Raw genomic sequence first — 12,267 nt, forward strand, 5'->3', positions numbered from 1 at the left:
TTAGTACTCCTCTCTGAAGCGGCGCGTCACCCAGTTTGCGAATAGGTTCATCAATAAGGTAAAGACGAACAACAACGCACCGACCGCATAGATACTGTAATATTCGATTGTGCCGTAACCTGCATCACCTTTTGCGATTTGAACGATATATGCTGTCATCGTCTGAATCGCATTGAGTGGATTGAACTCGAAGTTCGGCTGTGAACCACCAGCAATCGTTACAATCATCGTTTCCCCAATCGCACGGCTCATACCGAGAACGATAGAGGCAATGATCCCAGACGTCGCTGCAGGCATGACAACTTTCGTTGCCACCTCAAGACGTGTCGCACCTAAACCGAGCGCACCGTCCCGAATTTTCTTCGGAACAGCACTCATTGCATCCTCAGAAATCGAGGCAATCATCGGAATAATCATAATCCCGACGACAATCCCTGGGCTTAGTGCATTGTAAATTTGAAGTCCTGGGATGAGTGCTTGCAGAATCGGTGTAATGAATGACAAGGCGAAGAAACCGAATACGATGGTCGGCACACCGGCCAACACTTCTAGAATTGGTTTCAATACACGTCGTGCCCGTTCAGAGGCGTATTCACTTAAATAAATCGCAGACGCCAAACCGAGTGGGACGGCTACAATCATCGCAATCACAGTAATTTGGAGTGTTCCCATGACAAGGGCCCATACCCCGAAGCGCTGATCTGCACTAAGCGGGTACCATTCTGTCGATCCTAAAAATTCTGCGACAGGGACTCGTTCAAAGAACTTGAATAGCTCAAAGCCTAGTGTGAACGCAATACCAATGGTCGTGACGACCGATACGAATGCGCTCAAGAATAATAAGAACGGCATGATTTTATCAAACACGTTCGTCGTACTATATTTCTTTTGTTTATTTTGTTGAATCATCTCTCGAATCGAAAGCTTATTGTTCGGTTCATTCATCTCGTGTATCGCTCCCTACCTCTTCATACTAGAAAGCATGGCGAGAAGGCGAGACCGTGTCTCACCTTCTGCCACCTATCATCTTATTCTCCAGCGATTTCGTCGATCATCTTCATGTTTTCGTCGTAACGCGCTTGTTCCATACCGACATATCCTACTTCTTCAGAGAGCGCACCTGCGTTTTCGTTCATGAAGCGTGCGAATTCTGCAACTTGCTCTTTGTCTTTCAACGAAGCGTTGTTGACGTACGTGTAGATTTCACGTGAGAGTGGATAAGAAAGGTCATTGATTGTTTCTGGAGTTGGCTCTACACCCTCGACTGCCATGGCACGAAGCGTGTCTTGGTTTTCGATGTAGTATGCATATCCGAAGAATCCGATTGCACCTTCTGTTCCAGCTACACCCGTGACGAGGACGTTGTCATCCTCTGACAATTGTGCGTCTTCACGAATGTCCGTATCGTCAAGGACGGCTTCATTGAAGAAGTCAAATGTACCTGAGTCTTTACCTGGTGCGAAGAATGAAATCTCCTCATCTGGCCAGTCAGAGCGAACGTCTTTCCATGTCTTGATGCTTGTGTCCGTCCACATCTTATTCAATTCTTCAATCGTGATATCTTGTGCCCAATCGTTCGCTGGGTTTACAACGAGCGAAAGTCCATCAAGTGCAACCGAGAGTTGAGTGAATTCCACACCGTTTTTCTCAGCTTCGGCTGCTTCTTCTTCTTTGATTTCACGTGATGCGTTCGAGAAGTCTGTCTCTCCCGTCACGAAACGTTTGAAGCCACCACCCGTACCAGAGACACCGACTGTCACTTCAACTTCTGGTTGTTCAGCTGAAAATTCTTCTGCGACTGCTTCCATGATTGGGAATACAGTTGATGATCCATCCATGACCACTTTTCCTGAGAGCGCATCGCCGCCTTCAGCAGCGCCACCTTCTTCATTGTTCCCACAAGCAGCACCTACGAGTGCGACTGAAGTGATTGAAGCGAGTAAAGCTGATTTTTTCATCCAAGACATTTGTGACGTCCTCCTTGAGTTTGCTTTGATTTTTGTTGTGGATTTGTTGTTCTGTCCTACAATTAATATCCTAATGAACTTCTATTAACGAGAAATAAACGGAACGTAAAAGAATTGTAAAGACAAAAAAAGAAGTCACCGAAGTGACTTCTTTTACTGAAGCATTGCATTGACGTCTTCTAGATTAAAGTAAGCTTTCATGATGTCGTGCGCGACACGCGTATTGATTCCTTCCGCCTCAAGTCCAGGCATGATGATCGCCCAAGCGATTTCCGGATCATCGAACGGTGCCCAACCGACATGGTTTGAGTTCAATGTCTTAATCGGTTCTCCGTTCGCATTTCGTTTCGCCTGACCATCTGCCCCTTCCGCGATTGCTTGAGCAGTTCCGGTTTTACCTGCAGCCGTCATACCGGTCTCCTGTAAAATGCGAGACGAACCGGACGCAGATTCAACCCCTTGACGATATCCTTCACGGACACGTTGAATGTATTCATCCTGGATATCGACTTTATTCAACGCATTCGGTTGGAACGTGCTCACGACTTGCTTATTGTTCTCATCAAGCGAACCCGGCTCAATGATTTCTTTCAGCAAGTGTGGTTGTACACGATAGCCGCCGTTCGCCAATGCTGACGTATATTGCGCCAATTGAATCGGAGTATAAGAAATATACTGTCCGATCGACATATCCATTAGAAGCGTGACGCGGTCCGGGATGCTACGGAATCCGGTCGACTCAAACGGCAAGTCGATCCCTGTTTCGATTCCGAGACCGAATTGTTTATAGTAGTGTTCCATCGTTTCGAACGCCTGCGTGACATTTTCCCCGACAATTTGACCTGTCGAGTAATAATCAGCCAGACGCAAAGCAATTTGGAACATATAGATATTCGATGACATCGCGAGTGCATCTAAGTCGTTGATGTTCCCCATATTCCGGTAGGAAGCTTTCACTGACGAACCAATCCGAATCGGAGCATCATAAATATATTCTCCCGGTTTCACGACACCTTCTTCGAATCCATAGGCGACCGTCGCCCCTTTGATGGTTGATCCGATTTGGCTGGCGCGAAGAACCGTTCCGGTCGATACATCCTTGAATTCGTTCGTTTCCAAATCGAGTTCTTGTCCAGATAAGGCGAGCAATTCACCCGTTTGTGGATTCATGACGACAGCGAATGCTCGGTCGAAATGAGGACTTCCAGAGCGCCCTGCGCGAATCGCCTTTTTCAAGATCTCATCGATTTCTTTTTGGAACTCGATGTCGGTCGATAAGACGATGTCTTTCCCTGGATTCCCACTCACTCGTGTCGGTTCACCGACCGGCTCCCCTTTATACGTCGTGAACACATCATAGGCCGGCGTTCCCCGAAGGACGTCTTCATACTGTTGTTCCAAGTAGGAGGTACCAACCCGATCGTTCAATCCGTAACCCTTCGCCTGATAAGATGCACGTTGTTCCGCCGGAATTTGACGATAACTTCCTAGGAAACTCTTGAACGTCTCATCATACGGATAATCCCGTTGATAGTAAGGTTCGACACTCACTCCAGGCAACTGCTCTAAGTTCTCTTCGATGACCGCCATCTCTTTCGGGCTTGCACCGATTTTGATGACCTGTGGGTCGAGTGCATAGCCACTCTCCATATTGTGTTTAATGGCGATGATTTCTTCTGTCGCATCATCAAACGTGATCTCTTCTTCGGTGATTGAATCAAGTAAAAGCCGGTCCACGTCTTGGTTAGACAATGCGGCTCGCTCCTCTTCCGATAATTCTTCCAATAACGCTTGAGTCCGTTCTTGCGCCAATTCCGGATTCGTTGCAATCCAGTAATCCTTTCGGTCTCGCTCCGTCATTTTACGGTCTTCTTTTGGAATGTCGACGATTTCCGCCAATTTTTTCGCGACGTCTAAACGTTCATCCGTCTTTGTCACTTGAGAGCGGCGATACATGACCGAGTAGTTTGAAATCGTATCCGCCAGCACTTGACCGTTCCGGTCGTAGATTTTACCTCGCGGCACTTCATATTTGATTTTACTCGACTCCGTTTTCTGTACTTCCCGAGCAATCAGTTCACCATTCACGATTTGTACGACACCCAATCGAAAAATGAGGGTCGCAAATAGAATGAAGACGATGAAAAATAGTAAATTTAAGCGTAACGGTAAGTGGTTTCGCCGTTTTTTCGGCACTTTTACCCGATTTTTTGCCAAGTCCGTTTACTCCCTCCACGTTCATTTCCTTCTATATTATAGAGGACAGGAATCCCTGTCGTTTTGTCCGAATTTCACTATATCATAATTTGTTTACAAATTAATGAAAACCACAAAAAAACCCGAGATTCGTATAAGAACCCCGGGTAAGACCAGTTTATTTTGCGTCAGCGTATAATTTCGCCACATAATCCCAATCGATGACATGGAAGAATGCGTTGATATAGTCAGGACGACGATTTTGGTAGTTCAAGTAGTAAGCATGTTCCCATACATCAAGACCGAGGATTGGCGTAACACCTTCCATGATTGGTGAGTCTTGGTTTGGTGTAGACGTGACTTCGAGTTTCCCGTTCTTCACGACGAGCCAAGCCCATCCTGAACCGAAACGAGTCGTTGCAGCTTTCGTGAATTCGTCTTTGAACGCATCAAAGCTACCGAACGACTCATCGATTGCAGCAGCGAGATCGCCAGACGGTGTGCCGTTCTCATTTTTCTTCAAGAGCTTCCAGAAGAACGAGTGGTTCCAATGACCGCCACCGTTGTTGCGGACAGCTGTTTGAATGTCAGCAGGAAGCGAATCGATTTTTTGAAGCAAGTCTTCGAGTGAAGAGTACTCCACATCTTTTCCTTCGAGTGCATTGTTTACGTTTGTGACGTAAGTGTTGTGGTGTTTCGTGTGGTGGATTTCCATCGTGCGTGCATCAATGTGTGGTTCGAGTGCATCATATGCGTAATCAAGTTGTGGTAATTCAAATTTAGCCATTACTAAAATCCCCCTTAAAAGTGTTTTGAACAACGTTCGTCTTAAATGTAACAGATATGTGACGGTCGACTCAATTGTAATGCTTTATTCGACATCTTCTTCTGGCAATGCCCAAACTGAAATCGACCCCGCCGACACTTTAAATACCCCAAATCCTTCTTCATCAATCTCAATTCGATCATTCAATGTATTCGTTAAATCGACCCATGTTTCACCGGCACGTTCTTCCCCGACAAACATTCTCTTTTCAGATTCATCAGAAGTTGAAATGAGGACGGCACATCCGGAACGTTCGATTTCCTCCACACCTTTTCGTACCCACCCGATGACGTTTGCATCATCAAAGTAATCATCCTGCTCCCCGTACGCTTTCTCTCGGCGCGCATATAGGAGCGTATCAATGGCGAGCTTCATCCCATCAGTCGGGTGAGGACCGTCTATACCGTAGTAATCGCCATAGAAGACACATGGATAACCATCTTTACGAAGTAAGACAAGACCATAGGCGATTTGCTTGAACCAATCTTTCACCCATGACTCAAGCGCCTCCTCGGGTTGTGAATCGTGATTATCTACGAACGTCACGGAATGAAGCGGGTGTGACTGAACGAGCGTATCATCAAAAATGGTTCGCATGTCAAACGCGGCCCCTTCCTCCGAGGCTTGATGTAATTTGTAATGGAGCGGGACATCGAATAAATCGACATGGTAATCGATATTATCGAGAAATTCACGACAGGCATCAAGGTCAGATTTCCAAAACTCGCCGACAAAATAGAATTGGTCACCTTTCTCTTCCCGCATCGTCTGACTGAACTCTTTTACAAAGTCATAGTTGATGTGTTTAATGGCGTCAAGACGGAATCCATCACATTTCGTCTCCTCGATGAACCATTTCCCCCAATTCAACACTTCTTCACGCACATCGGGATGGTGGTAATCGATGTTCGCAAACATTAAATAGTCATAGACACCGAATTCATCGTCGACGTTATCATTCCATCTTTTGTTTTCTCCAACAATAAAGAAAATACCGGAACGATCAGTCGCCGCATCATAATCCGTTCCGTTAAAGTGCGTGAAGTCCCATTTGAATGAAGAGTATTTCCCATCACGAGCTTCGTAATCAAATTTTGTCCATCCCTCGATTTCGAACGCTTCATCTGAAAGGACTTTCGTACGGTCGTCGGGATCTACTTCTAACACTTCAAACTTCTCGGTCGCATCCGCCCCGGCTTTATGGTTCATGACGACATCCATATAAATCTGCATCCCGAGTTCTTGTTGGCAATAGGCTGTCGCTTCAAGTAGTTCTTTTTTCGTACCGTATTTCGTGGCAATCGATCCTTTTTGATCGAACTCACCCAAATCATATAAGTCATAGATTCCATAACCGGTATCTTGATCACTTTGCCCTTTTGTGACAGGTGGTAGCCAAAGTGCAGTGATTCCTGCTTTGTTTAAGTCGGCTGCTCTCTCTTTTAGTCGCTTCCAATGCTTTTGATCTGCCTCGACATGCCATTCAAAAAATTGCATCATGGTGTGGTTTCGTTCCATTTTGTCCGCCTCATTTCATATTTTTCAAAAAACAAAATGCTAACGAGTATTTACCCAGCAATTTTAGATTGAAAACAAAAAAGCGACGTTCACATTGTGACGTCGCTTACGAATGGACCCTGTAGGACTTGAACCTACGACCGGACGGTTATGAGCCGTCTGCTCTAACCAGCTGAGCTAAGGGTCCTTATAAATAGCGGCGGAGGGAGTCGAACCCACGACCTCACGGGTATGAACCGTACGCTCTAGCCAGCTGAGCTACACCGCCATGTTGTTATACAGTAATAATATACTGAATATGTCTTGGAGTGTCAAGGAGTATTCCTTGCCGAATAAGAAAAAGCACCCCAAATTTCATTTGGAGTGCTTCTGATTTTATACGGTTACTTCGTTTGCATCTTCAAGTGTGATTTCCGTGATGTTCATAGCATGGTCACCGATTCGCTCCAAGTTCGAGAGCATATCGACGAAGAACATACCTGCTTGTCCATCGCAAGCACCTGTGTTCAAACGAACGACGTGGTTCTTACGGAATTGACGCTCGAGCATGTCGAGTTTCGCTTCCATTTCAATGACTTTACGTGCTTCAATCATGTCGCCGCTCCCCAACGTTTGAAGAGATTTCTCTAACGTCGCACGTGTGAGGTCGTACATTTCAGTCAATTCTTTTTGTGCATCTGCCGAAAGCGTCACTTTCGTAGCTGTCTTATAATCAATCAACTCGATGATGTTCTCAACGTGATCACCGATTCGCTCGATATCGTTGATGGCATGCATGAGTGTTTTGTGTTCTTGTGATTCTTGTTCTGTCAAATCAACGGCAGCCAATTTCACGAGGTAATCTGTAATTTTCGCATTCAACGAGTTCAATGCTTCTTCGATATGTGCCGACTTTTCAGCGTGCTTCTTGTCGCCAGTCGTCAAATAGTTGCGTGCTTCATCGAGACCGAGTTTTGCGAAATCTCCCATGCGGATGACTTCGTATTTCGCTTGCTCGACTGCAATCGAAGGTGACTGTTGAATGAAGATCGGGTCTAAATGTTGTGCTTTCGTATCGACGATTGAGTCTTCACCTGGGACCAATTTCGTCACAATCCAAGCAATCGTTCCGATGAACCAGAACTGGATCAATGTGTTGACGACGTTAAACGTACCGTGTGCAAATGCGATTTGCATCTTATCCTCAATCGCCAAGAGATCTGTGATCCAATAGATATAGTTTGTGAACGGAACTAATAAGATCATAAAGATTGTCGTACCAATCAAGTTAAAGATGACGTGTGCCGCTGCTGCACGACGTGCGGCAACTGATGCACCAATCGATGCCAAAATCGCTGTGATCGTTGTTCCGATGTTATCACCGAACAATACCGGTAAAGCAGCACCTAAATCGATGGAACCACCAGCATATAGTTCTTGCAAGATTCCAATCGTCGCAGACGATGATTGAACAATCACGGTAAATACTGTACCAACGATGACACCGAGGAACGGATTGTCACTCATTGATTGCGTCAAGTCGATGAAATATTCGCTTGAACGAAGTGGTTTCATCCCACTTCCCATCAATTCAAGTCCATAGAACAACATCCCGAAGCCAAAGAAGATTTGACCGAGGTGTTGTAATTTTTCTTTTTTAAAGAAGAACAATAATACTGCACCGATTGCAATAATCGGGAGCGCGTACTCACCGACATCGAATCCGATGATGAACGCCGTCACCGTCGTCCCGATGTTCGCCCCCATGATGACCCCGATTGCTTGACGGAGTGTCATGAACCCGGCGCTAACAAGTCCGACCGTAATGACGGTTGTACCTGAAGATGATTGAATCAATACAGTAACGATAATCCCGGCGAGTACACCGAGGAATGGATTCGTTGTATACTTATCAAGGATGTCTCGCAGGCGATTCCCTGCAGACTTTTGGAGTCCGTCTCCCATCGATTTGATCCCGAAGAGGAAGATCCCTAGACCTCCAAAAAACATGAATAACATTTCTTGCAAATTGTATTCCACGATTTTTGTACTCCTTTTAATTAAGAATTGGTTGGATTTGCTTGGTTTTTAATGCCCTACTCATTATGCCTTCATCGGCAGTATCATGTAAACACGTTTAATGTAAAAGTTTTATTAAAACACTGTACCACTTCATGCATCTTATTGACTTCTGTAATATAACAGATTGGAGTTTTTAGTATGTTGTCCACTATTTTGACGTTCCTCCGAACAAGTCTTGTCCCATCTAAGCAAGTATTGCGTCTTCGTTTAGCCCCGCTCCATGCTTATATGGGAGCCACTCTCGTGTTGACGCTTCTGATCACTGTCTTGGACTTTATTGTGATTCGTCCTGATTTTTTCGTTCCGATGTGGCTATTTTTACACGGATTCGCCATTTTCTTTTTCTATTTACTTTGGGTCGCCATCATGGCTTTATATGTTCAGTTGGTTACAAAAGTCTACTCGAAAAACATGTGGGCCTACCGTCAAGCTTGGCCATATGCCGTGGCGATGACATTCGTCCCTACCGTTATATTAGTGGTGTTGTACCACATGAACCCGTCTCTTATATGGATTGGTTTCATCATTGGACTCGGATATATCACCTACCCTTTAACGAAAGTGCCAAAAAAAAAATAACGACAAGCGTCTTCGTAAACGCTTGTCGTTATTTTTATGCCGGAGAAAGTTCCTCGAGCGTCTGATTCAATGCTTCACTTTGGTCACTCAAGTCAGTACCTGCAGACTGTAAGGCAGACTGCACATTGGACCATCGTTCGACACCGTCGTTCAGCTCGAATAACTTTCGTTCGAGTAACGAACTGATTTCTCGCAACCGCTCATTCGATTCGATTAATTGCAAGAGCTGTCTCCCCGTATGTGACGTTTGATCCGAGATGGACTGAAACTCATCTAACTGAACTTTGATTTCATGGTCGATTGTTCCGATTCCAATCTCTACTCGATAAACAGCATCTTTTAATAGATGCACTTCTTTGATAAAGTCATTGACTTCAAACAACAGGTCCTTTCGTTCTTCGTTCAATGCTTCGATTGCATCTACCGCGAGAAGTGTCGCTTCATTCGTCATTTTTGCTAACTTCCCAACTTCATTGGCAACAACAGCAAATCCTTTACCATGTTCTCCTGCGCGGGCTGCCTCAATCGATGCGTTAAGCGACAACATCTTCGTAGCTGTCGACACCGATAGGATACTCTTTAGCGCCTCATCCGCTTTTGAAGAGTTCGACTCACTCTCTTCAAGCTTTTGTTGAATACTCTCCACTTGTTGCTCAACATAATCACTCGCCTCTTTCACAGAATAGAACGTTTCAAGTTCTTCATGTAATATGGATTTCAGTCGATTGCCACGGTCGTCCACACTCGAAATTTGATGTTCCAGCATTTCGATTTGTTGTGTCACTTCTCTCATTTTGAATGTAGAATCGCTTGTCACCGACTGATATGAATGACTCGTATGTTCTACCGTAACCGCAACTTCACGGAATTGTTCAACCTGATGATGGCTGTTCATCAGTTCTTGTTGGAAGATTGGAAGACTTTGATGAAATGCACTCGCTGTCTTCCCCATCATATCCATGGACTGATTCCATAATTGAATGAACGTGTTGAACTCGGTTTCGAGTATATGGATTTCTTTGGATTTCGCTCCAAGTGCCACGTCATCGAAACGACGCGTTTCAACGGCACGGCGCAATGAATGGGCCAATACACTCAACGGTTTGACTTCACGATGAATCAATCTCGAAAAGAGGATGGCCATCCCAATCATCGCAATGAATAAAATGAACGTGATATATTTTCGCAGTTCAGTCATTGGACCAAGCGCAGATTCTTTCGTGACAACGAGAACGTAATCTGCTTTTAGCTCAGGGATCGAGACCGATGCCATTAGTAAACCATCTTTCTCTTCTACTTCAGATGTTGTCGTTTGTGAAACTTTCCCTACAATCTGCTCTGTTTTCATTCCTTTTGACCCACTCAATTGCTCAACAGACTCTCCACGTACTAAAAATTGCGCTGCTTCAAAATCATCTCCCGATAGAATAGAAGCTTGTTGCATATAAGTAGATTTTAATGACCGGTTGAGTTGCTTCTCGTTTGCTACATATGCACTGTACGACGTCTTCACCGATTCTCGCATGACCGTAACTTCTCGCATAAGGCGCTGCTCGATTTCTGCGGACAATAGTTGTTCAGACTTTAGGGCGAACCAGCTAAACGTCACGATAAAGACAAGTAATATGATTGGCATGAGCGTCCATTGGAGGCGGTGCCCTATTTTAAAATGACGATTTAGTCGAGCGTTTCGTCCCGTACCCTTCATTTGATTTCGCTTGAAATTCATCTTCACGTTAAGCCACCTCTTTTTCTAATCTCGCCTATATATCGGTCTTGAGACGGTGGAAAATTATGAAGTAGATGTTAAGATAGCGTTAGAGTTTGTAAAGAGCACACATCCGTCACGCATCCTAGATGCTTTTTCACATTCTTTTCGTTATGATAATGAAGAAACCTTATCATCTTAAATCGATTGGATTCTTTCCAAAAGAAGGAGATTACGTATATGTCAGAAATTTTGCATCGTTCATTAACACGTCCGGTCCGCGTCGGTAACTTGATTATCGGAGGATCGAACGAAGTCATTATTCAATCTATGACCACTACGAAAACGCATGACGTCGAGGCAACAGTTGCCGAAATCAAGCGTCTTGAGGAAGCTGGTTGCCAAGTCGTTCGCGTGGCTTGTCCAGACGAACGTGCAGCTGACGCACTTGCAGAAATTAAGAGCCGCATCAATATCCCGCTCGTCGTCGACATCCACTTCGACTACAAGCTTGCTTTAAAAGCCATTGAAAGTGGCGTCGATAAAATCCGGATTAATCCGGGTAACATCGGTCGTCGTGAGAAAGTAGAGGCCGTCGTCAATGCGGCGAAAGCAAAAGGGATTCCAATTCGAATCGGTGTCAACGCCGGATCATTAGAAAAACAATTCCTTGAAAAGTATGGATATCCGACCGCGCAAGGTATGGTCGAGAGTGCGATGCACCACGTGAAGATTCTCGAGGATCTCGGCTTCTATAACACGATCATCTCGCTCAAAGCTTCAGACGTAAACCTTGCACTCGAAGCCTACACACTCGCTGCGAAGACGTTTGATTATCCTCTTCACGTCGGCATCACAGAGTCAGGTCCACTCTTCTCCGGTTCACTTAAATCGGCTGCAGGACTCGGTGCGATTCTCTCTCTTGGAATCGGTTCAACAGTTCGAGTTTCACTTTCAGACGACCCGGTTGAGGAAGTAAAAGTTGCGAAAGAAGTGCTCAAGTCATTTGGACTTGCAGCAAATGCCGCGACTTTGATCTCTTGTCCAACATGTGGACGAATTGAAATCGATTTGATTTCGATTGCAAAAGAGGTAGAAGAATACATCCAAAACATCAACGTCAACATTAAAGTTGCCGTTCTCGGATGTGCGGTAAACGGTCCTGGTGAGGCTCGTGAAGCGGACATCGGAATCGCAGGCGCACGTAATGAAGGACTTCTCTTCCGTCACGGAAAGATCATCCGTAAAGTGCCTGAGGCGACGATGGTCGAAGAATTGAAAAAAGAAATCGATGCGATCGCTGCTGAAAAAATGGCGGAACGTGAGCGCGAAGAACAAGAGCTCGCAAACCAATCAAATTAATGAATCTCATGCCCGTACGGTTGCAACCGTACGGGTTTTTGATAGAATAG

General features: G+C 45.1%; 9 protein-coding genes and 2 tRNA genes. 2 read left to right on the plus strand and 9 right to left on the minus strand.

Going from position 1 to position 12,267, the window contains the following annotated elements:
* The 8 genes from pstC to KNO65_RS02155 form a co-directional block, all read right to left on the minus strand.
* Positions 1-945 (minus strand): phosphate ABC transporter permease subunit PstC, encoded by a 945-nt coding sequence (gene pstC, locus KNO65_RS02120; RefSeq protein WP_012726614.1) that lies wholly within the window; start codon positions 943-945, stop codon positions 1-3.
* 83 nt (positions 946-1,028) lie between these two features.
* The gene (locus tag KNO65_RS02125; RefSeq protein ID WP_074036656.1) at positions 1,029-1,967 is read right to left on the minus strand and encodes a PstS family phosphate ABC transporter substrate-binding protein; all 939 of its coding nucleotides are present in this window, start codon (positions 1,965-1,967) and stop codon (positions 1,029-1,031) included.
* Between the two features lie 153 nt (positions 1,968-2,120).
* The gene (locus KNO65_RS02130; protein ID WP_214690753.1) at positions 2,121-4,184 is read right to left on the minus strand and encodes a peptidoglycan D,D-transpeptidase FtsI family protein; all 2,064 of its coding nucleotides are present in this window, start codon (positions 4,182-4,184) and stop codon (positions 2,121-2,123) included.
* Between the two features lie 157 nt (positions 4,185-4,341).
* The gene (locus KNO65_RS02135; protein WP_074033338.1) at positions 4,342-4,950 is read right to left on the minus strand and encodes a superoxide dismutase; all 609 of its coding nucleotides are present in this window, start codon (positions 4,948-4,950) and stop codon (positions 4,342-4,344) included.
* Between the two features lie 84 nt (positions 4,951-5,034).
* Positions 5,035-6,507, minus strand: a complete 1,473-nt coding sequence (locus KNO65_RS02140; RefSeq protein ID WP_196430863.1) for an alpha-amylase — start codon at positions 6,505-6,507, stop codon at positions 5,035-5,037.
* Positions 6,508-6,620: 113 nt separating this feature from the next.
* Positions 6,621-6,694 (minus strand) — tRNA-Ile (locus tag KNO65_RS02145).
* A 7-nt stretch (positions 6,695-6,701) separates the two neighbouring features.
* Positions 6,702-6,775, minus strand: a tRNA-Met gene (locus KNO65_RS02150).
* A 107-nt stretch (positions 6,776-6,882) separates the two neighbouring features.
* Positions 6,883-8,526 carry a Na/Pi cotransporter family protein gene (locus KNO65_RS02155; protein WP_214781476.1) on the minus strand — a complete coding sequence of 548 codons (1,644 nt, stop codon included), beginning with the start codon at positions 8,524-8,526 and terminating at the stop codon, positions 6,883-6,885.
* A gap of 180 nt (positions 8,527-8,706) precedes the next feature.
* Between KNO65_RS02155 and KNO65_RS02160 the strand changes: the two genes are divergently transcribed.
* On the plus strand, positions 8,707-9,147 hold the full coding sequence (locus KNO65_RS02160; RefSeq protein WP_214690751.1) for a hypothetical protein: 441 nt from the start codon (positions 8,707-8,709) through the stop codon (positions 9,145-9,147).
* Between the two features lie 34 nt (positions 9,148-9,181).
* On the opposite strand, the gene KNO65_RS02165 is transcribed toward KNO65_RS02160, so the two are convergent.
* Positions 9,182-10,876: a methyl-accepting chemotaxis protein gene (locus tag KNO65_RS02165; RefSeq protein ID WP_251131653.1), complete on the minus strand. Its 1,695-nt coding sequence runs from the start codon at positions 10,874-10,876 to the stop codon at positions 9,182-9,184.
* Positions 10,877-11,095: 219 nt separating this feature from the next.
* On the opposite strand from KNO65_RS02165, the gene ispG reads away from it, so the two are divergent.
* The gene (gene ispG / locus KNO65_RS02170) at positions 11,096-12,217 is read left to right on the plus strand and encodes a flavodoxin-dependent (E)-4-hydroxy-3-methylbut-2-enyl-diphosphate synthase (RefSeq protein WP_012726622.1); all 1,122 of its coding nucleotides are present in this window, start codon (positions 11,096-11,098) and stop codon (positions 12,215-12,217) included.
* The last annotated feature ends 50 nt before the right edge of the window (positions 12,218-12,267 follow it).

It is taken from the genome of Exiguobacterium sp. S3, from assembly GCF_018617295.1.
Taxonomy (GTDB): Bacteria; Bacillota; Bacilli; order Exiguobacteriales; family Exiguobacteriaceae; genus Exiguobacterium; species Exiguobacterium profundum.